Genomic DNA, 23089 nt, shown 5'->3' on the forward strand with positions numbered 1-23089 from the left:
GGAATACCCGATGGGCCCCGTGTGGGACCGCCCTCCGTGCCGCCTAAGGGCGACCCTCATGCGCATCAGAGCAGTTGTTCGCCCGGCGCGAACCGTTCGACTCAGTAACTGCTATGGTTCGACGCGCACACTTCTCAGGTGTAAATTTGCAGTCACCGCAAATTTCTCAGCACCGACAACTCTTCACACGCCAACGACGGCGGGGATCGCCGTCCGGCCTGTCTTCGCTTTCGTGCCGCATCAGCTGTTTCAGCTTCAACGTACGGGGATCAATGTCAGAAGCCGCCATGTCAGCGTCGGCGCAGTCAGCGCCCAAAGCCCCGATCATGACCCACCGCCAGATCCTGTTCGTGATCTTCGGACTGATGGCCGGCATGTTCCTCTCGGCTCTCGACCAGACCGTCGTGGGAACGGCCATCCGCACCATCGGCGACGATCTGCACGGTCTGAGCCTTCAGGCGTGGGTGACCACCGCGTACCTCATCGTCTCCACGATCGCGACGCCGATCTACGGCAAGCTGTCCGACATCTTCGGTCGCCGGCCGCTGTTCATCCTGGCGATCGTCATCTTCGTGATCGGCTCGATCCTCTCCTCGTTCTCTCAGTCGATGATCGAGCTCGCCGGATTCCGTGCGATCCAGGGGCTCGGTGCCGGTGGCCTGATGTCGATGCCGCTGGCGATCATGGGCGACATCCTCGCTCCACGCGAGCGCGCCAAATACCAGGGGTACTTCCTCGCGGTGTTCGGCATCTCCAGCGTCGCGGGGCCGTTGATCGGCGGACTCTTCGCCGGCGCGAACCAGATTCTGTGGATCGCCGGCTGGCGCTGGGTGTTCCTGATCAACGTGCCGATCGGCATCATCGCGCTGCTCATCGTGCTGCGCTTCCTGCACCTTCCCCGACACGACCACAATTCGGTGCGCATCGACTGGTGGGGTGCATCAGCCGTCATCGTGGCTCTCGTGCCGCTTCTCCTCATCGCCGAGCAGGGCCGCGACTGGGGCTGGACCAGCGTCGGCGCCATCCTCTGCTATGTGATCGGAGCCATCGGCATCCTGGCGTTCATCTTCGTCGAGATGTGGATGAAGGACGACGCGCTCATCCCGCTCAAACTGTTCCGCTCCAACACCTTCTCGATGGCCACGATCATCGGCGTGCTCGTCGGTTTCGGCATGTTCGGCGCCATGCTGACCATCCCGCTCTACCTGCAGCTCGTGCTGGGATCGAACCCCACCGAGAGTGGGCTGCAGCTGCTGCCGATGATCCTCGGACTGATGATCGCGTCGATCGCCAGCGGCCAGATCATCGCCCGCACGGGGCACTACCGGCAGTTCCCGATCATCGGAACGCTGCTGCTCTCCGGTGGATTCTTCTGGCTGACCTTCATGAAGTACGACTACTCGTACTGGTTCATCGCCGGCGCCATGCTGCTCATCGGTCTCGGACTCGGCCAGCTGATGCAGACGCTGACCATCGCCAGCCAGAACTCGGTCGGCCTGCGCGACATGGGTGTGGCCACGAGCGCCTCGACGTTCTTCCGGCAGATCGGTGGAACGCTGGGCACCGCCGTGCTCATCTCGGTGCTGTTCTCCGTGATGCCCGCCAACATCCAGACCTCGCTCAGCGACAAGCCTACACTGACCTCGGCCCTGGACGCCGCCTTCGACCCGGCCGTGGCCAACGCGCCGGAGAACAAGGGCATCATGGGCACGATCTACAACCCGATCGTCGACGAGGTGACGAAGACCACGACGAAGGGGCTGCAAGCGCAGATCGATGGGGCGAAGGCTGCGGGCGCGGCCAAGGGCAAGCAGGCCGGCGTCGCGGCCGTGCAGGCCCAGGTGGCCGCCGGCCAGATCCCACAGGCGAACGCGGAGGCAGCGGAAGCCGCGGCCGGGGCCGCGGGAGCTGCCGCCGGTGAGAAGGCGGCGCTGGCCAAGGCCGTACCAGCGGTCGAGGCCGCCGTTCCGGTCGCGCGGGTGTCGTCGGATGGAACCGTCACCCTCGACTTCACGAACGCGGCGAACCGTGACGCCTTCGTCACGAAGAGCGTCGTGCCCGCGGTGCAGAAGCAGTTCGCGAAGAAGAGCTCGAGCGGTTCGACGAGCGTGAACAGCAGCGCCATCAACGACACGTCGTTCCTGAAAAACGCCGACCCACGGCTGGCGAAGCCGTTCCTCGTCGGGTTCAACGCCGCGGCGATCGAGGTCTACTGGATCGCCATGATCGTCGTGCTGCTGGCCTTCGTGCTCTCGTTGTTCTTCAAGACTCCGCCGCTGCGGGCCAAGTCCGCTCTGCAGGAGGCGGCCGACGACGAGGCGATGCTCGCGAACGAAGCCGCCACCGAGACCGGCTCGCTGGCGCTGCCCGACGAGGAGGCCGAGCCGGGTCTCGTCCCGGTCGGCACCGTCTCGCCGGCATCCGAGGCGGCGCGCGGATCAGCAGGGGCCGGGTCCGTAGCGGCCGGATTGGCAGGGTCAGGGTCAGCAGCGGCCGGGTCGGCGGCGTCAGTTGGCCCAGCGGCAATCGGGTCAGCGCCAGTCGGGTCGGGAGCAATCGCAGCGACCGACTCCGGCGCCGAGCATGGGCGTCACGCCCAGCCCGGCGTGGCCTCGGTGTCGGATCCGGCGCCGAACGCCGCACCGCCACCGTCGGCTGATGCGCGACCGAGGTCCGAGCATCACGGCCGGCACATCGCCCCGGGCGAGGTCGCCACCCCGTAGCCCGCTCCCGTCGTTCGCCGCGCGGGACTGCCTGGCTCACCCGCGCGGGACTGCCTGGCTCACCCGCGCGGGACTGCCTGGCTCACCCGCGCGAGACTGCCTGGCTCACCCGCGCGGGACTGCCTGGCTCGCACGACGCGGGCCGCTGTGCTCGCCCGGCGCCCGCCTCGTCCCGCCCGCCTCGCCTCGCCCCGCCTCGCCTCGCCTCAACAGGACATTCGCCCGAAAACAGGCCAGACCGGCATGTCGACGGCAGGAGAGCGCGATCTGTCCTGTTTTCGTGTGGCAGGCAGGGGTTCCGGTCGGCGGCGATCGGCACGACGCGGGCCGCTGTGCTCGCGCGGCGCCTGCCTCGTCCCGTCCGGCTCGCCTCAACAGGACATTCGCCCGAAAACAGGCCGGGCTGGCATGTCGACGGCAGGAGAGCGCGATCTGTCCTGTTTTCGTGTGGCAGGCAGGAGTTCCGGTCGGCGGCGATTGTGAGAGCGCGCTCATTTCGTGACCTGCGCGGGTCGCCCCTGCCACGGAATCGCGATAGGTTCGGGCGGGGAAGGGGCTACATGGGCGCGAGAACGCAGGCGCAGGCGCCGACGCTCGAGATGGTGGCAGCACGAGCCGGAGTCTCGCGCGCGACCGTTTCGCGGGTCGTGAACGGTTCGCCCAAGGTGAAGCCCGAACTGCTCAAGGCGGTGAACGCCGCCATTGCAGAGCTGAACTATGTGCCGAATCGCGCTGCACGATCGCTCGCGAGCCGCCGCACCGAATCCATCGCGCTCGTCATCCCGGAATCGACGACCCGGGTCTTCGCGGACCCGTTCTTCGCGCTGATCATCCAGGGAGTCGCCGTCTATCTCGCCACGACGGACTACACGCTCGGCATCGTCGTGGCATCCGAAGCCAATCCGGACAAGACGCGGCGCTACCTCACCGGCGGCAACATCGACGGCGCGCTCGTCGTCTCGCATCATTCCGGTGACCACTCCTACGCACGCCTCGGCCGCACCGTTCCCGTCGTGTTCGGCGGGCGACCGCTGCACGGCTACGACGGGGAGGCCGACGCCGTCGAGAGCTTCTACGTCGACGTCGACAACATCGAGGGGTCGTTCACCGCGACCCGGCACCTGATCGAGCGCGGACGGAAGAACATCGCCACCATCGCCGGCCCCGCCGACATGCCAGCAGGATTCGACCGCGAGCTCGGCTGGCGCCGCGCGATGACCGAGGCGGGCCTGCACACGAAGCTCATCGAATGGGGCGACTTCTCACCGGCATCCGGAGCGATGGCGATGCGCCGGCTGCTTGCGCGCAAGGTCCCGCTCGACGCCGTGTTCGCCGCCAACGACCAGATGGCACTCGGCGCGTACGCGGCCATCGCCGAGGCGGGACTGAGCATTCCACACGACATCGCCGTGGTCGGATACGACGACGACGCTCTCGGGTCGGCCGCCTCCCCCGCGCTCACCACGATGCACCAGTCGATGACGGAGCTCGGAGCGGCGATGGCCGAGAAGCTGGTCAGGATCATCGAGGGCGAGCCGGTGGATCACGCGACCATCTTGAAGACGCGGCTGATCATGCGCAGCTCGAGCTGAGTCATCCGTCGCGACCTGCGCGAGCGGCCTGCCGGTAGAGTGAACGCCGCATGAGCTCCCCGACCGCACCAGGGCGTCGCACGACGTCGACCGCTTCGCTTCTGCTCGGTGCTATGGGCCGGGCCTACTTTCCGATCGCGTTCATCGCCCGGTTCCCGTACGCGATGATCGTGGTCGGCGTGCTCACGCTGATCGTCACGGTGCGCCACTCGATCGCGCTCGGTGGGCTGGTCTCCGCGTGCGTCGGGCTGGGCACGGCCGTGGTCGGTCCTCTGATCGGTGCTGCGGCCGACCGGTTCGGCCAGCGGATGGTCGTGCTCGCCGCGGGGCTGGCGAACGGCGCATCCCTCCTGCTCGTCACGTGGTGCGCCGTCGCCGCACCGGTCGCCGCGGTTCTGCTGGCCGCCCTGCTCGTCGGCGCCACCGCACCCCAGGTGTCGCCGCTGTCGCGGAGCAGACTCGTCGGCATCATCGCGACGCGGATGCCTGCGGCGCGCCGCGGGAGCATCCTCAATTCCGCCTTCTCCTACGAGTCGGCGGCCGACGAGGTGACGTTCGTGTTCGGCCCGGTGCTGGTCGGCGCCCTCGCAACGGCGTTCGGCCCGCAGGCAGCGGTCATCGGTGCCGCGCTTCTGGAGTTCGTGTTCGTCACCGCATTCGCGTTGCACCCCACCAGCCGCTTGGCCGCGCACGAATCGGCGGTGCGCGAGCGCGAACCGGCGAGGGCGCTGCTGCGGCCGCGACTTCTGGTGCTGCTGATCGCGACAACCGGCATGGGGCTCTTCTTCGGCGCGATGCTCACCTCGCTCACGGCCCTGATGACCGAACTCGGCAGCGCCGACCAGTCGGGCCTCGTGTACGGGGCGCTCGGGGTCGGATCCGCCGCATTCGCACTCGGCGTCGCGCTGTTCCCCGCCCGCTACAGCCTGCGAGCGCGCTGGCTCACCTTCGCGATCGTGCTGTTCGTAGGCGCCGCGACCTTCCCGCTCGCCGGAACCGTGCCGCTCGCCGTCGCTGTGCTGTTCGTGACCGGGATCGGCGTGGGCCCGACCCTCGTCTCGCTGTACAGCCTCGCGGCGCTGCGAAGCCCGAACGGACGCTCCGCCACCGTCATGACGATGCTCGGTTCGGGGATCGTGGTCGGGCAGGCTGCGGCGTCCGCGATCGTCGGCGGCGTGGCATCCATCACCTCGGCGCACGCAGTGTCGTTCACGCCCGTGCTCGCCGCGCTGATCGTGCTCGCCGCGGCCGTTGCGAACTGGGCGCTGAGCCGCCGGCTAGCCGCATAACCGAACCGCAGGCCGCTCAGCCGAACCGCAGGCCGCTCAGCCGGTCAGCCGGTCAGCCGGTCAGCCGGTCAGCCGAACAGCCGAACAGCCGAACAGCCGAACGACAATTGCAGCCGATCCCGCCGCTCGCGCAGCGACTTTCCATGCCGGCCTGGCGGGTCGGCGCCAGGCCGTGGCTCGCCGCACCGGGTCTCCGCATGACCGTCGGTGCGCGCACGAGCGAGAACCGCCGCGGGCGGTCAGCCGCGGGCGGTCAGCCGCGGGCGGTCAGCCGCGGCTGGTCAGCCGCGGGCGGTCAGCGGAAGGCGACGTCGGGCATCCGGTCGAAGCGGGTGCGCATGACCGCGATCGCCTCCGGGTTGCTGTCGATCAGCACGAAGCGGCGGTCGAGCGCGGCAGCCACCGCGCCCGTCGTGCCGCTGCCGGCGAAGAAGTCGAGCACCCAGTCGCCAGGGCGAGAGGATGCCTGCACCATTCGCCGCACCACCCCCTCCGGTTTCTGCGTGGGGTACCCGGTCTTCTCCCTGCCGGTCGTGGTCACGATGGTGTGCCACCAGACATCCGTCGGGAGCTTGCCGCGCAATGCCTTCTCCGCGGTGACGAGCCCCGGCGCCATGTATGGCTCGCGGTCGACGGACTCCGAGTCGAAGTGGTAGCCCCGCGGGTTCTTCACGTACACCAGGATCGTGTCGTGCTTCGCCGGCCACCTGCTCTTCGACTTCGCTCCGTAGTCGTACGCCCAGACGATCTCGTTGAGAAAGGATGCCCGCCCGAAGAGCGCATCGAGCAGCACCTTCGCGTAGTGGGACTCCCGGTAGTCCAGGTGCAGATACAGGGTGCCGTCGTCGGTCAGCAGACGCCATGCCTGAATCAACCGGGGCTCGAGGAACTCCCAGTAGTCGTCGAAACGGTCGTCGTAGCGCATGAGGTCGCCGCGGATGCGTTCGTAGCCGCGACCCTGGAATCCCGCCGTCGAGCCGATGGAGTCGCTGCGCACGGCGGTGACCGCATGCCGCTCCTGCCTGCGACCCGTGTTGAACGGCGGATCGAGGTAGATCAGGGTGAACGAGGCATCCGGAAACGTGGGCAGCAGGGCCAGATTGTCGGCCTTGAACACGGTGTTCGGACTCTCGGGAGACCAAGCGGGCATTGCATCATTGTCGCCGGTTCTCGGCCCGAGTCCGGATCGGTGTGCTTATGGTGGCGATATGAGTGCACAGGTGCGCGACGACCGGGATGCCTCCCGCTACGTGATCGAGCTGGGCGGCCAGATGATCGGCGCGGCGTATTACAAGAGATTCGATGACCACATCGTGTTCACGCACACCGAGGTGGACGAGGGACATCAGGGAGAGGGACTCGCCGGCGATCTGGTGCGGGCAGCACTGGATGACGCGCGCGGCGGGGGGCTGCGGGTGGTGGCGCTGTGCCCGTATGTGCGGTCGTGGATTCAGCGGCACCCGGAGTACCAGGACCTGCAGAAGGCGTCGCAGAGCGCGGGCTGAGCACGCCATCCCTCGGCGGTTGCGCTAGGTCTCGGCTGCTGCGCCAGGATACGTGGCGCAGAAGCCGAGAAGTGGCGCAATCGCACCGAGGTACCGGCGGCGGGTGTCAGTGGCGGGATGCCAGCCACTCGCGGAGGCGCGCCAGCGGCCACGTGGTGACCACGCGGTCGGCGGGCACGCCTGCCGCCTCTGCACGGGCCGCCCCGAGGGCCACGAAGGCGAGGTGCCCGGGAGCGTGGGCGTCGCTGTCGATGCTGAACAGGCATCCGGCGTCCAGTGCCGCAGCGATGAGGTCGTCCGGTGGGTCCTGGCGCTCGGGTCGCGAGTTGATCTCTACCGCGACGCCCTCCGCGGCGCAGGCCGCGAACACCCTCTCGACGTCGAACTCGGAAGGCGGGCGCGTGCCGCGCGACCCCCTCACGAGGCGGCCGGTGCAATGCCCCAGCACGTTCGTCGCCGGATCGCGCACCGCGCCGAGCATGCGGGCGGTCATGGTCGCCTCATCCGCTCGCAGCTTCGAGTGCACACTCGCGGTGACCACGTCGAGGCGGCCGAGCATCTCGCGGGTCTGGTCGAGGGAGCCGTCTTCGAGGATGTCCACCTCGATGCCCTTGAGCAGCGTCACCGCCGCAGGCTCGGCCGACCGGTTCCACTCCTCGATGTCGGACAGCTGCTGCTGCAACCGCTCGACGCTCAGGCCGTTCGCCACCGTCAGGTGAGGCGAGTGGTCGGTGATCGCGAGGTATTCGCGGCCGAGGGCGGTCGCGGCGTCCGCCATGGCCGCGATCGGCACGGTGCCGTCCGACCATTCCGTGTGCGAGTGCAGGTCGCCGCGTAGCTGCGCCGCCAGCCGAGAGTCCGACCGTTCGGGGCGGGCGGCGCGCAGAGCGGCGAGGTAGTCGGGAACGACTCCGTCGACCGCCTGCGAGATCACCTGGAACGTGCGGTCGCCGATCCCCTTCGTTCGGGCGAGTCGCCCGTCGGTGATGCGTTCGCGCAGCTGAGCATCCGTCATGCCGTCGATCGCGGATGCCGCCCGCCGGAACGCCTGCACCTTGAAGCGCGGCGCGAGATCGTACTCGAGCAGGAACGCGATCTCGTTCAGTGCGGCTTGGGGCTCCATCCGCCCATCTTGCCGCGGGCGACGACGTCGTGCGAGTGGATGCCGAGGGCGCGGCGGATGCCGTCAGCGCGGCGCACGCGGTCGGCGACGCGCTCGCGGTCAGCGCAGCGGTTTGTCGTCGGCAAAGCGGTTTGTCGGCCGGCCCGGCGAGTTGCGGTCAGCACACAGCATGCCGTCGGCGCAGCGGTATGCCGGGTCGGCAGCTCGGTCAACGTAGCGGTTTGCCGTCGGCGTCAAGACGGATACGCACCGGACCCTCGCTGAAGATGCCCTTATCGCCGTCGCCCGGGATCGGGGCAGGCACGGGCAGGCGAGTGCGCTCGTCGAGCTGCAGCTGAGCCTCGTACTTCGCGGGCGCAAATACCTCGTCACCGATCAGCAGAGCACCTCCGCCGCGGGATGCCCCGCCATCGGACGACGTGCGGCTCTTGTCGCGGAGGTCGATCCAGCCGAGCCGCTGGGCCACCCAGAGGAGCGCTCCGACGCCGACAACGCCGACCAGCACCCACCAACCCACGCCGGCATTTTACACGAGCGTCTAGCCTCGGCTGCCGCCCCGAAAGCCCCTCAGCCGTCGAGCCGCCGCTGTGCCACCGAGCCACCCCGCAACTCACGCGAACTACATGGTGGCTCGACGACAACATGGCGGCTCGACGACATGGGCGAAGGCCTCACGGCACGCGATAGAGCCACTCGTCGGTGCCGAACTTCTCGGCGACGAGGCGTTCGGCATCCGCATATTCCGCGTCGGAGATGTCACCGGGCCGCGCGCCGTACAGTTCGGTGAACGTCTGCTTCATGCGATCGATGATCTCTGCGCGGCTGAGCCCGCTCTGCGCCTTCAGCGGATCGACACGCTTGGCCGCGGACGTGATGCCCTTATCGCTGATCTTCTCCCGGCCGATGCGCAGCACCTCGGTCATCTTCTGGCCGTCCATGTCGTAGCTCATGGTCACGTGGTGCAGCACCGAACCGTTCTTGAACCGCTTCTGCGCGGCGCCGCCGATCTTGCCCTGGGGGCTGGCGATGTCGTTCAGGGGCTTGTAGGTGGCATCCACTCCCAGGGACCGCAGGGCGAGAAGAGCCCAGTCGTCGAGGTACGCGTAGCTGTCGGCGAAGCTCATGCCCGAGACCAGGTCGGCCGGAACGTACAACGAATACGTGACGACGTTGCCCTTCTCCATCATCATGGCGCCGCCGCCTGTGATGCGACGCACGACGTCGAAGCCGTAGCGCGCCGCGCCCTCCGGATCCACCTCGTTCTTCACCGACTGGAAGCTGCCGATGACCACGGCGGACTCATCCCACTCCCAGATGCGCAGCGTCGGACCCCGGTGGCCCGCAGCGAGCGAGTTGCTGAGCGATTCGTCGAGCGCGAGGTGCAGGCGAGGCGGCACCGCCTTGGCGTGCACGATCGACCAGTCGTAGTCGCGCCACGCGGTCGCGTTGGAGAGCGATCGACGGATGGCGACGGCCACCGCTTCCGGCGAGAAGCCGAGCAGGACGGCATCCGACGGGAGAGCGTGACGGACGGCGTCGGCGATGGCGGCCGAGTCGGATTGGGCCGGCAACCCGTTCACGGCGGAGTCGATGGACTCCAGTGCCGAATCGGGCTCGAGGAAGAAGTCGCCGGAAAGGTGGAAGTCGCCGATCGCGCCACCGGCCACCTCGAAGTCGACGACGACCAGCTTGCCGCCCGGAACCTTGTACTCACCGTGCATGGTTCAACCCTACGGATGCGCGCCCACCCGCGTCTGCTTCACGGCGAGGCCGCGCGTCCCGCTCCACTGGCCGCACCCCATCCCGCCGCACCCCGTCCCGCCGCACCCCGAGACCGCACGCCCCGCCCAGCCGCACCCCGAGACTGCACACCCGGCCCGAAACAGCGGGTATTGCCCGCAGTCTCGGGGCGGGCGTGCAGTCTCGCGCACACGGGAACGCTCACACCGGCGCACACACGGGCGCACACACGGGGGCGCGCACGGGGGCGCGCACGGGGGCGCGCACGGGGCGCACACACAGGGCGCGCACGGGCGCGCTCACACGGGCCGCGGTGCACGGGCGGTCAGGCGCGGGCGGGGAAGCGCGCGTCGAGCCAGCGCACGAGGTCGCTGAAGACCTCTTCGCGGTTGGTCTCGTTGAACACCTCGTGCCGCGCGCCGGGATAGATCACCAGCGTGGTGTCGGTAAAGCCGGAGCGGGCCTTGTAGGCGGCCACGAGCATCCGTGCGCTGGCCGGACCGCCGAGCGAGTCCTCCTCGCCGATCATCACGAGCAGCGGAAGATCGCGGATGCCCCGCGCGGGTCGCCCGTAGAGCCGCAGGCCGTCGGCGACACCGAACAGCTTCAGCACCTTCGCGTCGAACGTGAGCGGATCCGCCGCGAACTCCGCGGCGACGCGGTCGTCGCGGCTCAGCCACTCGTACCCTGTGGTGCCGAGGTGCTTGTGGTGCTTGTTGAGATCACCGGCCTCCATGCGCAGCGGCATGCGGTAGGCCGTTCCCGTGAGCACGAGTGCGTCGACCTCATCGGCGTGGCGATTGACGAGCATCTGGGCCATGAGCGAGCCCCAACTGTGCCCGAGAAGCACGAGCGGCACGCCCGGATTCTCGTCGCGGATGATGCGGTTCACCCCACGGATGTCATCCACTGCGGCGCGCAGCCCGCCCGGTCCCAGCCGCCCCAGCCTGGAGTGATCGCCGTTCCACTGGTCGAGCCCGGTCCGACCGTGGCCGCGCTGGTCCGCTGCATAGACCGAGAAGCCGTTCTCGTTCAGCACGCGCACCAGGGGTTCGTACCGCGTGGCGTACTCGCCGAGTCCGTGCACTACATGGATCACGGCCCGCGGATGCTCCACCCGCCACACGTAGTAGGTGACGGTCACGCCCTGTTCGTCTTCGAAACTCGGCACGGGCCGATTCTCGCAGCTAACCGGCACTCATGTCGCCGACGGCCGGCTCGCCGTTCGGCGCATAACGAAGCTGCACGACACCGTTGGGCGATGTCTCGGCGGGGGCGAGCAGTTGCAGGCTCGCCGGCACGGTGCCGTCGTGGAACAGGCTCTTGCCCGTGCCGAGAACGACCGGATACACCCACAGCTTCAGCTCGTCGAAGAGCTGCGCATCGAACAGGGTGCGCGCGAAGTCGACGCTGCCGATCACGTGCACGTTGCTGTGCTTGTCGCGCAAGGCATCCACATCGGCGAGCAGGTCGGGGCCCAGCTGTGTCGAGCCCTGCCAGTCGAGCTGCGGTGTTCCCCGCGAGGCCACGTACTTCGGGATGCTGTCGAACAGGCGTCCGATCACGCCGTCGCCGTCGCCTGTGGTGTGGTGCGGCCAGTACCCGGCGAAGATGTCGTAGGTGCGGCGGCCGAGCAGGAGGGCGTCCATGCCGTCCATGCCCGCCATGACCCATTCGCCGACGGCTGCGTCGTTCATCGGCGCCTGCCATCCGCCGAACCGGAAGCCGTTCGCCGGGTCTTCCTCCTGGCCGCCCGGCGCCTGCTGCACGCCATCGAGTGTGCTGAACAGGTCGATCGTGATACGGCCGCGCTGGTCGTCTGTGCTCATGAGGTCTCCCCCTCTTTTCATGACGGCTTTGTCGTGACGGTTGTGGCGACGGCTGCATCATGACGGCAGCGTCATGACACTCGGTCGCGACAGCTGCGTCATGACGACTGTGTCGTGACGGCGGTCTCGTGACGGTCGGCTCCTTGCCGAGACTGTCGTCCCTTCGCCGAGACGTTTCGAGTTCATTGTCCGGCGGAACCGAACGGAACGGAATATTTAGCTTGGCTAATTTGCTAAGCTAAAGATCATGACACCGCCCATCTCGACTGCCGCCCCCGCCGAAGCGGGCGTCGCGATGGGCAACGCGACGACAGGCACGGCGACGACCGCTGCGGCGACCAGCTCCGAGCCTGCCGCCGAGGTGCGCACCGAACTGGCTCCCCGGCGAATCACGACGCACGAGCTGTCGGGCGACCTGCGGGTGGCGGTCTCGCGACTGACCCGGCGCATCCGGGCCGAGAAGGCCGACGACGCACTCAGCGACGGCCAATTCAGTGTGCTCGCACTGCTGCACCGCGAGGGCGAGAAGACGCTGGGCGAGCTCGCCGACCACGAGCGGGTGACCCCGCCGTCGATGAACCGCACCGTCAACAAGCTGGAAGCGGCGGGATACGTGGTGAGGCGGGCCTCCGCCGACGATCGCCGCAAGGTGCTTTTCGTGCCGACGGATGCCGGTCATCACCTGGTGAAAGAGACCCGCCGCCGCCGCGATGCCTGGCTGGACCGCCGCTTGGCCAAGCTGCCCGCCGAGACTCGTTCGCTGTTGGCCGACGCCGCCGAGGTGATGCGGGAACTGGCCGACTCGTGAGTGCGATGTTCCGTTCCCTGTCGGCGGTGAACTATCGCATCTGGTTCGCCGGGGCCCTAGTTTCCAACGTGGGAACGTGGATGCAGCGCACCGCGCAGGACTGGATCGTGCTGACCCAGCTCACCCACAACGACGCCCTCGCGGTGGGCGTCGTGATGGCGCTGCAGTTCGGGCCGCAGCTCATCCTGCTGCCGATCACGGGTTACGCGGCCGACCACCTCGACCGCCGCAAGCTCATGATGGCCACGCAGGGTGCGATGGGGCTGCTGGGACTCGGGCTGGGCATCCTCACCGTGACCGGTGTCGTGCAGCTGTGGCACGTCTACCTGTTCGCGCTGCTGCTCGGCGTCGTCGCGGCGTTCGACTCGCCGGCACGGCAGACGTTCGTCGGCGACCTCGTCGGAACGCGGATGCTCGGCAACGCGGTCGCGCTCAACTCCGCGTCGTTCAATGCGGCGCGACTGGTCGGCCCCGCCGTCGCCGGCCTGCTCACCGCGGCCGTCGGCGCCGGATGGGTGTTCCTCATCAACGCGGCCAGCTTCGCCGCGGTGCTCGCCTCATTGAATCTGATGCGCCGTGATCAGCTGCACGTGACGAAGCGCGCTGCGCGCGCGCGCGGCAGCCTGATCGAGGGATTCCGCTACGTGCGCGGGCGCCCCGACCTGATCGCCATCCTCACCATGGTGTTCCTGGTCGGAACGTTCGGGCTGAACTTCCCGATCTTCGTGGCCACCATGGCGAGCACGGTGTTCCACAAGGGCGCAGGCGAGTACGGCATCCTGTCGTCGGTCATGGCCATCGGCTCAGTGGTCGGTGCCCTGCTGGCCGCCCGGCGGGAGAAGCCTCGCGCCGCCCTGCTCTCCGTCGCCGGTGTCATCTTCGCGATCGGATGCATCGCCGCGGCCGCAGCACCCAGCTACTGGATCTTCGGCGCGATGCTCGCCGTCGTGGGTGTGGCCTCGCAGACCTTCAACACCACCGCGAACGGCGTGGTGCAGCTCTCCACCGACCCTGTGGTGCGCGGTCGGGTGATGGCGATCTACATGGCCATCTTCATGGGCGGCACGCCGATAGGGGCCCCCATCGTCGGCTGGGTGGCCGACGCGTTCGGGCCGCGGTGGGCGCTCGTGCTGGGCGGGGCGTCCGGTCTCGCGGCAGCAGCGGTCGGCATCTTCTACATGGTGCACTACCGCGGCATGCGCCTGGCCTTCACCGAGCGCAGGCTTCGGTTCACGTTCGCAGAGCCCACGCGCAGCATGGCATTGGCCGAGATGGAAGGCGACGAGGCGGCCGCGCAGAAGGCGTGACGCCGGCTGCTACTCGACTGTGGGTCGGCCTGTCACAAGCCCGGGGGCTTCTTGCCGATCGGATGCGACGCGCGGCGATCGGCGAACCGCCCCGGCCAGCACCGCGGCGAGCCCGAGTGCGGCGAACGGCGCGAGCAGGGCGAGCGTGACGCTCGTCACGTTCGCGAGCAGTCCGATCAGCGCGGGGCCGCCGAAGATGCCGACGTAGCCGAACGTGAGCACGCGCGAGAGCACCACCGCGGAATGCGGCTGGTTGCCGGCGGCGCTGAAGACCTGGGGGACGCATCCGCACAGTCCGACGCCGAGCAGGGCCCAGCCGGCGAGTGCAACCCACAGTGACGGGGCGACCAGCACGGCGGCGAGGCCGACCACGCCGAGAAGCGCGCCGCCGCGTACGACCGCGACGGGGCCAAGCACCGCAACGACGCGATCGACGACGAGACGTCCGCCGGTCATCGACACGCAGAACGCCCCGTAGCCGAAGGCGGAGATGCCGGCAGCAGCACCAAACGCCTGAGTGAGTTGGAGGGCGCTCCAGTCGGTCGCCACGCCCTCGGTGAACATGAGCAGCAGCGCGCAGGCTCCGAGCATCACGGCGACACGTGTCCATCGCACACGCATGCGCCTCGGGCGTACGACGGATGTCGCGGCACTCGCTGCATCTGGGGCGAGCTCGGGCCAGCCCGCGGGGCCGACCACGACGTCGCGGGCGGTGGAGAGAGCGGATGGCGCCGGCGCTACGGATGCGGATGTGCTCGGGGCTGCAGCTGCGCCTGCGAGGCCAGCGGATGCGGCGACGGCGGATGGGGATGCGGCGGCGGCAACGAGGCCTGGGGCCGCGGCTGGGGCAGGGGTTGGGGTTGGGGTTGGGGCTGGGGCTGGGGCTGGGGCTGGGGCTGCATCCTCGCCGACGGATGTCGTCGCATCCGCTCCGCTCGCCGCCTCGACCGCCGGACGCACCAGCCAGCCGCCTGCCACGCACACCGCGATGGTGCAGAGCAGCGCTGCGAAGCCGAGTTGCGGGCGCACGGTCCAGCCGAGCGCGGCCGTTCCGAGCACGGCCAGTGCGCCCGCCGCGCCGCCGAGCGAGAAGAACGCGTGGAACGCCGACATGATCGGCCGGCCGTATGCGCGTTCCACGACGACCGCCTGCAGGTTCATGCCGACGTCGTTCAGGCCCATACCGAAGCTCACGATGGTCATGGCGCACGCGAGCACGCCGGCATCCCCCGCGAAGCCCATCGCCAGCACGCCGAACGCCGCTGTGGCGATGCCCGCGATGCAGAGCGCCATGCTGCCGGCCCGGTCCTGAGCGCGGCCGCCTACCTGTGCTCCGGCGACGATGCCGACGGAGCTGATCAGGATGACCACCCCGAGACCGCCGGCGGAGAGTCCGGCCCCGGATGCCACGAGCGGGATCGTGCCCGACCACATGCCCACGAGGAATCCGGAGGACGCGAACACCGCGAACACCGCCATCCGGGCGTTCCGCAATTCGGGTGACGGGCCCCTGCGAGTGCGCTGCGCGTCGTACACAGTTCCTCCTCCACCCGATCGCGCGACCAGTTACGTGCAGACGTCGAACGCGGGCGGCGGATTCCGACACCACGAACCACCCTGCTGCCCGCGAGCAGGCACGCAAGCGACGAGCTAGCACGCGGCCGACGCCGATTCCGTGCTCGCTCGTCGAATCCGTGCTCAGCCGACGCTTGCGTGCTCGCTCGTCGAACCCGTACTCGACCGTCGCTCCCGTGTTCAGCCGACGCTCCCGCGCTCTGCCGCCGCGTCCGCGCTCTGCCGCCGCGTCCGTGCTCTGCCGCCGCATCCGCGGCACCCATCGCGTTGAGCCGTGCATGCTCGCGCGGGAAAGCGCTTTCTGACAGAATGAGAGGGTTGCAGAATGGTGAGGACGATGCCGGAGTCGCGGGCGTCAGGGTCGAGGCCAAGCGCACCACCGCATCCCGGCCCGACGCGAGGCTGGTCGCCGACGCCGGAAGAGTCGCCGACGCCAAAGCGCCCGCAACTGCAGTTGCCCGACAGAGAGGTCGCCGATGACAGACACACACACCGCCCCGGTTCCGCACGTCGTCATCACCGGCGTCGGCGGCTACGGGCGCCTGCACCTGGCGAACGCCCGCCGGCTCGCGGATGCCGGACGCCTCGCCATCGTCGCTCTCGTCGACCCGGCGGTTGCGACAAAGCGCGACCGTGACGCAGGCATCCCGATCTACTCCGATCTCGATGCGGCGCTCGCCCGTCACCGTGCCGACATCGTCATCGTGGCCACGCCGCTGGACACGCATGAGCGCCTCGCCGAGATCGCGATGCGTGCAGGCGCCGACGTGCTGCTCGAGAAACCTCCGGTGCCCACGATGGCGGCGTTCGAGCGTCTGCTCACGGTGCAGCGCGAGACGCGGCGTGCCGTGCAGGTGGGCTTCCAGAGCCTCGGCTCCGCCGCCATCGCCGCGTTGAAGGACGACTCACTCGGCCTCGGCCCCACCGAACGTGTGAGCGCGACCGGGCTGTGGAGCCGCAAGAAGTCGTACTGGGCGCGTGCCAGGTGGGCCGGACGGCGCACGCTCGACGGCCATGCTGTGGTGGACGGCGTGGCCACCAACCCGCTCGCGCACGCCGTCGCGACCGCGCTGCGGATCGCGGGCTACGACACCGCCGAGTCGGTGGGGCGTGTCGAGACCGAGCTGTATCGGGCGAACGCGATCGAGGCTGACGACACCTCCGTCATCCGCATCACCGGCGAGGGCCGGCCGACCGTGACGTGCGCTCTCACGCTGTGCGCCCCGCCCGAATTGCACGACGAGCCGGATCAGGCCGCGACCGTGACCGTGCTCGGTGAGGTGGCATCCGCCACCTTCTCCTACACGACGGATGTCGTCACCATCGCCCACGCGCAGCGCCCGTCCGACGGCAACGGGCAGCGCCCGTCCGACCCCAACGCGCAGCGCACCTTCGACCGCGCCGACCTGCTCGAGAACCTCATCGAGCACCGGCGCAGCGGAGCCGAGCTGATCGTTCCCCTCGCCTCGACCGGGGCGTTCATGCGGGTCGTGGAGGCGGTGCGACGAGCGCCGGAGCCGACCAGGATCGACCCCCGGCAGGTGACGTGGCACGGCGATCAGGGCGACGAGTATCCGCTCGTGGACCGCATCGTCGAGTCCGTGCGCGCGGCCTCAGCGGCAGGCGTGACGTTCAGCGAGCAGGGCGTGCCGTGGGCCATGCGCGGCGTCGACCGCGTGATCTCGGCGGCCGAGGTCGACGGCACTCTCGTCGCCGAGGAGGTCGATGGCGGCGGCACGATCGAGTTCTCGAGCCCGCATCCGTACCTGCATCCGGTGCGAACGCTGGGCGGGATCACTGTCACGGCGACGCATCCGGCCGACCACGACTGGCACACCGGCATCGGGTTCACGGTGCAGGATGCCGCGGGCGTCAACTTCTGGGGCGGTCGCACGTACGTGCGCGACAGCGGGTACGAGACGCTCGACGACCACGGTCGCATCGAGGTGCTGCGCACCCGGCAGCCCGACGGCGCGTCCGCCGCCGCGTCGTCTGGTGGTGTCGAGCACGAGCTGGTCTGGCGCGGACCGGACGGCGAGGCGGTGTTGACGGAGCGGCGGAGCATCCGCTGGCGGCCGATCGTGTTCGGGGACGACCGGCGTGCCTGGGCGCTCGATGTCGACGTGCGCCTCATGCCCCCACGGCTCGGCGAGGCGGGCGCGGCGACGGCAGCCGGCGCGAGTGCCTCGGCCGAGGTGTCGTTGGGCAGCCCGGGCAGCAAAGGTCGCGCTGGCGCCGGGTACGGCGGCTTCTTCTGGCGCTTTCCGGACTGCGCCGACGTGAACGTGTTCACCGCGGATGCTCACGGCGAAGACGACGTCAACGGATCGGTGGCAGGATGGCTGGCCTTCAGCGCGCACTTCATGGCCGGTCCCGAGCACAATGGGCAGGCATCCATCGTGCTGGCAGCCGGCGACGAGACGACCGCGGGCGACCCGTGGTTCGTGCGGGTGCGGGACTACCCGGGCATCGGATCCGCGGTCGCGTGGGACTCCCGCACAGCGGTGCCCGCTGACGGGTTGACCCGCAGGTACCGTGCGGCGGTGGCAGACGGTACCGTCTCTGCCGGTGAGGCGGACGAACTCGCCGGACACCTCGGCTCGGCGTCGACGGGAGTGCAGCAGTGACCGTGGCGGCGGGCACCGTTGCCGGCGGCACCGCGGCAGTCCGGGGCCTCACCCACACGGATGCGTCGGCCCAGCGAGCCCTCGACCGTGCGGTGAAGCGCGCACGCGTGCTCGATGTGCTCGAACGCGCGGGCCGGAGCGGGGCCGACTCGGTCTTGCTGACCAGTGCCGCCGCAGTGTCGTGGTATCTCGACGGCGGCCGGTACGGGGTGAGCCTCGCGGCCGACCCGATCGTGGCTGTGCGTGTCGCGCGCGATGGAGACGAGGTGTTCGTGACCTCGAACGAGACCTCGCGACTGATGGCCGAGGAGCTTCCCACGGATGTCGTCGTGCGCGACCGGCCGTGGTTCGAGCCGCTGGACGTGCCCGCCTCGCCCAGAGCGCTTCGCGAACACGACGTGGATGCCGAGCTGCGGGCCGCGCGTGCCGTTCTTCTGCCCGGCGAGCTGCAGCGCTTCCGCACGTTGAGTGCTGACGCCGCGAAGGTCGCAACGGACGTGCTGCTCGACGCCGAGCCGATCTGGTCTGAGCGGGGGGTCGCGGCAGAGGCCGCCGGGCGACTGGTGGCGGCCGGCGCCGATCCGCTCGTGCTGCTGGTCGCGGGTGAGTCGCGGGCATCCCTCCCTCATCCCCTGCCCACGGATGCCCCGCTCGGCCGCCGCGCGATGCTCGTGATCTGCGCACGCCGCGACGGGCTCATCGCGAACCTCAGCCGGTGGGTGTCGTTCGGACCGCTCACGAACGGCGAGCGCGACGCGCAGCGGGCCATCCTGCAGGTCGAGTCCGCCGCCTTCGATGCGACGATTCCGGATGCCGCGCTGAGCGATGTGCTCGCTGCCATCGCATCCGCGTATCCGGCCAACGGGTTCGACGCCGACCAGTGGCGACGCCACCACCAGGGTGGCGCAGCCGGTTACGCGGGTCGCGACCCGCGGGCGACGCCGTCGACGAGCGATGTGGTGCGGCTGGGGCAGGCCTTCACCTGGAACCCCTGGGCGCCCGGCACGAAGGTGGAAGACACGGTGTTGCACACCGGAGGGCCGGAGGCGCCCGTGATCGAGCCCATCACGATCGACGAGCGCTGGCCGACGACGGATGTCGCGGGCCGCGTTCGTCCCGTGACGTTGGAGCGGTGAGCACGGCCAGCGCGGCGTGCCCGAGGGGCACGGGCCGTCACCCGCAGCATCCGGATGTGCGCAGTAGCGTCGAGGGGTGAACCGCACCGACCGCCTGTACGCGATCGCGGAGGAGCTGCGTGCCGTGGCGCCGAGGCCGCGAAGCGCGACCTGGCTCGCGGAGCGATTCGAGGTGAGCGTTCGCACGATCGAGCGCGACATCAGCGCGATGCAGCAGTCGGGAACTCCGATCTGGGCGCAGCCGGGTCGTATCGGCGGGTACTGCATCGACCCGGCCGCAACGTTGCCGCCGCTCAACTTCACCGCCGACGAGGCGATGGCGGTCGCCGTTGCGCTCGGCCTGACCGAAGCCGACAGCCCGTTCCGCCTCGCCGGCGCCGCGGCGCTGCGCAAACTGCTCGGCGCCATGCGCGAGAGCGATGCGGCATCAGCAGGCGACCTGGTCTCCCGGGTGCACGTGATCGGCGGTCCTGAGCGGTCGGCGCCGATTCCGGATGCACTGGCGGATGCCGTCAGCCGCCGTCGGGTCCTCCGCCTGAGGTACACGGATCGGGACGGCACCGCCACAGTGCGCGACGTCGAACCGCTCGGCTATGTGCGCTCCACCGCCGGCTGGTACCTGCTGGCGTGGTGCCGGCTGCGGGACGGCATTCGCGCGTTCCGATTCGATCGGGTGCAGCAGGTGACGGTGCTCGCCGAACCGGCGCAGGCGAGAACGGTGACGACGGCGGACATCCAGGTGCCTGAGGGCGACCTGCGCACGTTGACGCTGCTCCGCTGACGCTGCTCTGGCGCGGGTGCGCGCATCCGTCGGAAACACCGACAGGGGGCTGTCGCCTCGCTTCCGGAAGATGGATGAGGACTGCATTCGCAGCGCAATCGCCGGCACGAAGGAAGCCATGAACCTCACCTCCATCCGCCTGATCACCGACGACGTCGACCGCCTCGTCGCGTTCTACGAACGCGCGACGGGCATCGTGGCCGAGCGCCCGACGCCCGATTTCGCGGAGCTGCGCACCTCCGGCGGAACGCTCGCCATCGGCAGCACGCGAACCGTGGCGCTGTTCGGGCCGGGCAGTGCGCATGCTGCCGACAATCGGTCCGCCATCGTCGAGTTCCTCGTGCAGGATGTCGACGAGCTCCACCGGAGACTCGCCGCCGGCAGCGACATCATCGTGCAGCAACCCGCCACGATGCCATGGGGAAACCGTTCGCTGCTCGTGCGCGATCCGGACGGAACACTCGTGAACTTCTTCACGCCGGTCAGCCCGGATGCCGTCGCAAAGTTCGCTGACGTCGCACGCTGAGGTAGGTGTGCCGTAAATCGTCAGACACGCCGGCGGCGAAACGCATCTCGCTGCTCCGCAGCGCACACGAACGGCGTGTCTGACGATTTGCGGCACGGGGCGAGGATGCACGGGGCAGGGGCGAGACGGGTTTCGACAGGCTCAACCCACGGAAGAGCACGGCGAGACGGGTTTCGACAAGCTCAACCCACGGAAGAGCACGGCGAGACGGGTTTCGACAAGCTCAACCCACGGAAGGGCGGGCGCGGATGGGCCGCCGTCAGGCCAGCGTGATGCCCAGGCCGGGGCGGCCGGTGGAAGTGAGTGCGGCATTCGCGATGCGCACGGGTGCCGGCTCGGCGAGGAGTCCCAGTCGCTCGAACCCCGCATCCTCGACGTCTTCGACGAGCGTCGTCCGGTTCAGCGCCAGTGCTAACTGACCGGAGAGCTCGGGCAAGAGGTGCGGGTGCACCTCGACCCCGGCGCCGGCCCTCGCCGACGCATCAGCCCCGGCGCCGGCCCTCGCGGACGCATCAGCCCCCGCCCACGCACCAACCCCGACTCGCGCACCGGCCCCGGCAGAGCCACCGGCCCCTGCCGCACCGAGGCCGGCACCTTCGGTGTCGGCGACCAGCTCGGCGATCGCGAGGAACGGCGTGATCCCGCCGACCCGAATCACGTTCGGCTGCAGGATGTCCGCAGCGCCCAGCTCGATCGCCTCGCGGAACCGGTACGTCGTGTGCAGGTTCTCGCCGAGCGCGACCGGAACGTCGATGCGCGACCGCAGCGCGGCGTGCCCGAGCAGGTCGTCGGCGCGCAGCGGCTCCTCGACCCAGCGCAGGCCGAAGCTGCTCAGCTCGTCGATCGCATGCTCCGCCTCATCGAGACCCCACAGCTGGTTCGCGTCGATCGCGAGCCCGACATCCGGCCCGATCGTCTCGCGCACCGCCGCGACCCGATCGACGTCTTCGGCCAGCGCATGCCCGCCCACCTTCATCTTGACGAGCCGGTACCCCGCATCCCGCCAGCGCCCGGCCTGCGCCACCATCTCCTCCAGCGGGTAGTGCCGGTTCACGCCGCTGCCGTAGACGCCGACGGCTGTCCGGCGCGCGCCCAGCAACTGCGTGACGGATGCCTGCGCCGCCCGCCCCGCGGCATCCCACAGCGCGAGGTCGAGGCCTGCCATCGCGATGGTGGTCACGCCGCCGGAACCCGCCTCGTGCAGGTGCTGCCAGAGCGGGGTCCACAGCGTGCGGGCATCCGCGTGGCGACCGAGCACGAAGTCGCGGATGTCGTGATCGAGCATGGCCCGCACCGCGTGAGCGCCGATGGTGGGCGTCCAGCTGAACCCGTGGCCGATCACGCCGGACTCCGTGTCGACCAGCACCTCGATGATGTGCAGCTGTGTGACATCCGGACCCCACGGACGCACCAGTGGGGCGTCGATCAGCCGGGTACGCAGCCCGGTGATACGTCCGAGCGCTGCTCCCGATGGTCGAGCTCGTCGAAGCCCGGACTCCGATGGTGCTGATTCCGACCCTTCGGTGCCTTCGGCACCCGTACCGCTCGATCGGCGGGGCTGCTGCTCATTCACGTCGTGGCGACCAGCTCGTCGCCGATCGCGATGATGCGTCGCAGCTCCTCGACCTGCCGCTCGTCCGGATCCACCAACGGCGGCCGCACTCCGCAGACGGGCAGCCCTTCGACCCCGCTGGAGCCCAGCCGCACGCCTGCCTTCACCAGCGACACCGCGAACCCTGGCACCTCGTCGCGCAGCCGAACAAGCGGCAGGTAGAACGCCTCGAGGATCTCCAGCCGGCGCGCATCGTCACCGCTCGCGTACGCCTGATAGAACGCCTTCGCCACGCGGGGCGCCATCGCGAACGCGGCCGACGAGTACAGCGGGATGCCGATCGCCCGATACGCCTGCTGCGTCAGCTCCGCGGTCGGCAGGCCGTTGAAGAATGCGAAGTCCTTCCGTCCGGTCGCCGCAACGGCACGCACGAGTTGCTGCGCGACTCCGGGGTCGCCGACGCCGTCTTTGAAGCCGAGAACGCGCGGGTTGTTGGCGAGCCGGGCGGCAGCATCCTCGTTCAGGCGAGCGGAGCCGCGGTGGTAGACGATGACCGGCAGATCGGATGCCTGCAGCACGGCCTCGATGTAGGCGACTGTTCCGGCCGTCGTGCTTCCCACGAGGTACGGGGGCAGCACGAGCAGGGCGTCGGCACCGGCATCCGCCGCGCGCCGCGCGCACTCGATGGCGTGTCCGAGGGGGCCGCCCGCGCCGGCCACGACCGGGACGCTTCCGTCGACCGCCTTCACGGTCGCGGCGACGACGTCGCCGACCTCCGGCGCGCTCAGCGCGTGGAACTCGCCCGTGCCGCACGCCGGGAAGACGCCGCCGGGCTCGTAGGCCAGGCGCGACGCGACGTGCTCGGCGGTGAGGGCCGTGTCGACGGATCCGTCGGTGGCGAATGCCGTGACGGGAAAGAACAGCACGCCTTCGAACTTCATCATGCTCCTTCGGTTTCTGTGCCGTCTGTTTCTGT

The 23089-nt window shown here is 69.5% G+C and carries 20 protein-coding genes; 10 read left to right on the forward strand and 10 right to left on the reverse strand.

Features of this window, described 5'->3' with window-relative positions; translation table 11 throughout:
* The first annotated feature begins 326 nt into the window (after positions 1 to 326).
* From ACYVDK_RS00185 to ACYVDK_RS00195, 3 genes are all read left to right on the forward strand, one after another.
* Positions 327 to 2723 carry an MDR family MFS transporter gene (locus tag ACYVDK_RS00185; RefSeq protein ID WP_460516199.1) on the forward strand — a complete coding sequence of 799 codons (2397 nt, stop codon included), beginning with the start codon at positions 327 to 329 and terminating at the stop codon, positions 2721 to 2723.
* A 560-nt stretch (positions 2724 to 3283) separates the two neighbouring features.
* Entirely contained in the window at positions 3284 to 4315 is a 1032-nt protein-coding gene (locus ACYVDK_RS00190; RefSeq protein WP_460516202.1) for a LacI family DNA-binding transcriptional regulator, read from the forward strand.
* 50 nt (positions 4316 to 4365) lie between these two features.
* Complete coding sequence (locus ACYVDK_RS00195) at positions 4366 to 5604, forward strand: MFS transporter (RefSeq protein ID WP_460516205.1); 1239 nt, start codon at positions 4366 to 4368, stop codon at positions 5602 to 5604.
* 295 nt (positions 5605 to 5899) lie between these two features.
* Here ACYVDK_RS00195 and ACYVDK_RS00200 read toward each other — a convergent pair whose 3' ends face one another.
* Entirely contained in the window at positions 5900 to 6754 is an 855-nt protein-coding gene (locus ACYVDK_RS00200) for a DNA-methyltransferase (protein WP_460516208.1), read from the reverse strand.
* 58 nt (positions 6755 to 6812) lie between these two features.
* Here ACYVDK_RS00200 and ACYVDK_RS00205 point away from each other — a divergent pair, with 58 nt between their 5' ends.
* Positions 6813 to 7109 (forward strand): GNAT family N-acetyltransferase, encoded by a 297-nt coding sequence (locus ACYVDK_RS00205; RefSeq protein WP_460516211.1) that lies wholly within the window; start codon positions 6813 to 6815, stop codon positions 7107 to 7109.
* Positions 7110 to 7215: 106 nt separating this feature from the next.
* On the opposite strand, the gene ACYVDK_RS00210 is transcribed toward ACYVDK_RS00205, so the two are convergent.
* The 6 genes from ACYVDK_RS00210 to ACYVDK_RS00235 form a co-directional block, all read right to left on the reverse strand.
* Complete coding sequence (locus ACYVDK_RS00210; protein ID WP_460516214.1) at positions 7216 to 8232, reverse strand: PHP domain-containing protein; 1017 nt, start codon at positions 8230 to 8232, stop codon at positions 7216 to 7218.
* Complete coding sequence (locus ACYVDK_RS00215; RefSeq protein ID WP_460516217.1) at positions 8211 to 8357, reverse strand: hypothetical protein; 147 nt, start codon at positions 8355 to 8357, stop codon at positions 8211 to 8213. The genes ACYVDK_RS00210 and ACYVDK_RS00215 overlap by 22 nt, the downstream gene beginning before the upstream one ends.
* 83 nt (positions 8358 to 8440) lie before the next feature.
* Positions 8441 to 8749, reverse strand: coding sequence for a hypothetical protein (locus ACYVDK_RS00220; RefSeq protein WP_460516219.1), 309 nt, complete (start codon positions 8747 to 8749; stop codon positions 8441 to 8443).
* A gap of 154 nt (positions 8750 to 8903) precedes the next feature.
* A complete protein-coding gene (locus ACYVDK_RS00225; protein WP_460516222.1) occupies positions 8904 to 9953 on the reverse strand; it encodes a lipoate--protein ligase family protein in 1050 nt (349 codons plus the stop codon).
* Between the two features lie 344 nt (positions 9954 to 10297).
* Complete coding sequence (locus tag ACYVDK_RS00230) at positions 10298 to 11143, reverse strand: alpha/beta fold hydrolase domain-containing protein (RefSeq protein ID WP_460516225.1); 846 nt, start codon at positions 11141 to 11143, stop codon at positions 10298 to 10300.
* A 16-nt stretch (positions 11144 to 11159) separates the two neighbouring features.
* Complete coding sequence (locus tag ACYVDK_RS00235) at positions 11160 to 11801, reverse strand: dihydrofolate reductase family protein (RefSeq protein WP_460516228.1); 642 nt, start codon at positions 11799 to 11801, stop codon at positions 11160 to 11162.
* 247 nt (positions 11802 to 12048) lie between these two features.
* On the opposite strand from ACYVDK_RS00235, the gene ACYVDK_RS00240 reads away from it, so the two are divergent.
* Both ACYVDK_RS00240 and ACYVDK_RS00245 read left to right on the forward strand, forming a co-directional pair.
* Positions 12049 to 12609 (forward strand): MarR family winged helix-turn-helix transcriptional regulator, encoded by a 561-nt coding sequence (locus ACYVDK_RS00240; RefSeq protein ID WP_460516231.1) that lies wholly within the window; start codon positions 12049 to 12051, stop codon positions 12607 to 12609.
* A 5-nt stretch (positions 12610 to 12614) separates the two neighbouring features.
* Positions 12615 to 13916, forward strand: a complete 1302-nt coding sequence (locus ACYVDK_RS00245) for an MFS transporter (protein ID WP_460516234.1) — start codon at positions 12615 to 12617, stop codon at positions 13914 to 13916.
* Between the two features lie 9 nt (positions 13917 to 13925).
* On the opposite strand, the gene ACYVDK_RS00250 is transcribed toward ACYVDK_RS00245, so the two are convergent.
* A complete protein-coding gene (locus ACYVDK_RS00250) occupies positions 13926 to 15452 on the reverse strand; it encodes an MFS transporter (protein ID WP_460516237.1) in 1527 nt (508 codons plus the stop codon).
* A 515-nt stretch (positions 15453 to 15967) separates the two neighbouring features.
* Here ACYVDK_RS00250 and ACYVDK_RS00255 point away from each other — a divergent pair.
* The 4 genes from ACYVDK_RS00255 (at position 15968) to ACYVDK_RS00270 (ending at position 20561) form a co-directional block, all read left to right on the forward strand.
* Complete coding sequence (locus ACYVDK_RS00255; RefSeq protein ID WP_460516240.1) at positions 15968 to 18118, forward strand: DUF6807 family protein; 2151 nt, start codon at positions 15968 to 15970, stop codon at positions 18116 to 18118.
* Entirely contained in the window at positions 18115 to 19254 is a 1140-nt protein-coding gene (locus tag ACYVDK_RS00260) for a M24 family metallopeptidase (RefSeq protein ID WP_460516242.1), read from the forward strand. Before ACYVDK_RS00255 ends, ACYVDK_RS00260 begins: the two co-directional genes overlap by 4 nt.
* Positions 19255 to 19330: 76 nt before the next feature.
* Positions 19331 to 20035, forward strand: coding sequence for a helix-turn-helix transcriptional regulator (locus ACYVDK_RS00265; protein ID WP_460516245.1), 705 nt, complete (start codon positions 19331 to 19333; stop codon positions 20033 to 20035).
* A gap of 118 nt (positions 20036 to 20153) precedes the next feature.
* Entirely contained in the window at positions 20154 to 20561 is a 408-nt protein-coding gene (locus ACYVDK_RS00270) for a VOC family protein (RefSeq protein WP_460516248.1), read from the forward strand.
* Positions 20562 to 20820: 259 nt separating this feature from the next.
* On the opposite strand, the gene ACYVDK_RS00275 is transcribed toward ACYVDK_RS00270, so the two are convergent.
* Both ACYVDK_RS00275 and ACYVDK_RS00280 read right to left on the reverse strand, forming a co-directional pair.
* Positions 20821 to 22134 (reverse strand): mandelate racemase/muconate lactonizing enzyme family protein, encoded by a 1314-nt coding sequence (locus ACYVDK_RS00275; RefSeq protein ID WP_460516251.1) that lies wholly within the window; start codon positions 22132 to 22134, stop codon positions 20821 to 20823.
* Positions 22131 to 23054 (reverse strand): beta/alpha barrel domain-containing protein, encoded by a 924-nt coding sequence (locus ACYVDK_RS00280; RefSeq protein WP_460516254.1) that lies wholly within the window; start codon positions 23052 to 23054, stop codon positions 22131 to 22133. The genes ACYVDK_RS00275 and ACYVDK_RS00280 overlap by 4 nt, the downstream gene beginning before the upstream one ends.
* Between the last annotated feature and the right edge of the window lie 35 nt (positions 23055 to 23089).

The sequence above is a fragment of the Humibacter antri genome (genome assembly GCF_054777235.1).

What these genes read in the sequence shown, in the direction of transcription:
- ACYVDK_RS00210 (WP_460516214.1), bottom strand. Translation starts at nt 8,232, where the DNA reads ATGGAGCCCCAAGCCGCACTGAACGAGATCGCGTTCCTGCTCGAGTAC.
- ACYVDK_RS00270 (WP_460516248.1), top strand. Translation starts at nt 20,154, where the DNA reads ATGAACCTCACCTCCATCCGCCTGATCACCGACGACGTCGACCGCCTC.
- ACYVDK_RS00195 (WP_460516205.1), top strand. Translation starts at nt 4,366, where the DNA reads ATGAGCTCCCCGACCGCACCAGGGCGTCGCACGACGTCGACCGCTTCG.
- ACYVDK_RS00235 (WP_460516228.1), bottom strand. Translation starts at nt 11,801, where the DNA reads ATGAGCACAGACGACCAGCGCGGCCGTATCACGATCGACCTGTTCAGC.
- ACYVDK_RS00225 (WP_460516222.1), bottom strand. Translation starts at nt 9,953, where the DNA reads ATGCACGGTGAGTACAAGGTTCCGGGCGGCAAGCTGGTCGTCGTCGAC.
- ACYVDK_RS00255 (WP_460516240.1), top strand. Translation starts at nt 15,968, where the DNA reads ATGACAGACACACACACCGCCCCGGTTCCGCACGTCGTCATCACCGGC.
- ACYVDK_RS00240 (WP_460516231.1), top strand. Translation starts at nt 12,049, where the DNA reads ATGACACCGCCCATCTCGACTGCCGCCCCCGCCGAAGCGGGCGTCGCG.
- ACYVDK_RS00185 (WP_460516199.1), top strand. Translation starts at nt 327, where the DNA reads ATGACCCACCGCCAGATCCTGTTCGTGATCTTCGGACTGATGGCCGGC.
- ACYVDK_RS00245 (WP_460516234.1), top strand. Translation starts at nt 12,615, where the DNA reads ATGTTCCGTTCCCTGTCGGCGGTGAACTATCGCATCTGGTTCGCCGGG.
- ACYVDK_RS00200 (WP_460516208.1), bottom strand. Translation starts at nt 6,754, where the DNA reads ATGCCCGCTTGGTCTCCCGAGAGTCCGAACACCGTGTTCAAGGCCGAC.
- ACYVDK_RS00190 (WP_460516202.1), top strand. Translation starts at nt 3,284, where the DNA reads ATGGGCGCGAGAACGCAGGCGCAGGCGCCGACGCTCGAGATGGTGGCA.
- ACYVDK_RS00280 (WP_460516254.1), bottom strand. Translation starts at nt 23,054, where the DNA reads ATGAAGTTCGAAGGCGTGCTGTTCTTTCCCGTCACGGCATTCGCCACC.
- ACYVDK_RS00205 (WP_460516211.1), top strand. Translation starts at nt 6,813, where the DNA reads ATGAGTGCACAGGTGCGCGACGACCGGGATGCCTCCCGCTACGTGATC.